Below are 735 nucleotides of genomic sequence, written 5' to 3' on the forward strand. Positions count from 1 at the left end.
TAAGCGTTTTCAAAATAAGATAAAGAAAACATTGCGGAGGTTGTTCACAAAGCAATGAGAAAAGGGGGCTTTTAAGATGAGCGCATTCACTCGGGTAATGGAAGAAAAAATAATGCCTGTCGCCGGGAAAATTGCCGGACAGCGGCATCTCAGCGCTTTGCGTGACGGAATTATCCTGACCATGCCGCTGATTATTATCGGATCTGTCTTCTTGATTTTAACGAGCCTGCCGATTCCGGGGTATGCTGATTTCATGGCGAGTGTGTTTGGGAAAGAGTGGGCTGATAAGCTCGGATATCCCGTCAATGCTTCGTTTGATATTATGGCGATGATCGCCGCTTTTGGGATCGCCTATCGGCTGGCAGAAAGCTATGGTGTCGATGCCCTTTCTGCCGGAGCGATTTCAATTGCCGCATTTCTGCTGGCAACGCCGTTTGAGGTGCCGTTTACACCGCATGGCTCAACGGAGTCCATCATGGTAGGGGGCGGAATCCCGATCACGCTGCTTGGCAGCAAGGGCTTATTTGTCGCCATGCTGATCGCCTTGTTTTCAACCGAAATCTATCGGTACATTATTCAAAAAAATATCGTCTTCAAAATGCCAGACGGTGTGCCGCCTGCGGTAAGCAAATCGTTTGTCGCGCTGATTCCCGGCTTTATCATTGTGTTTCTCGTGTGGCTGGCGCGCCTTCTGATTGAAATGACACCTTTTCAGAGTCTGCACAATGTCGTAGG

The 735-nt window shown here is 49.0% G+C and carries 1 protein-coding gene; it reads left to right on the forward strand.

Annotated features, from left to right (window positions below):
• Positions 1-76: 76 nt before the first annotated feature.
• Positions 77-735 (forward strand): PTS transporter subunit EIIC (locus tag ACWHAR_RS26685; protein ID WP_452088378.1); only part of this gene is annotated, 659 nt, incomplete at its 3' end.

It is taken from the genome of Bacillus sp. LR--39 (assembly GCF_053613335.1).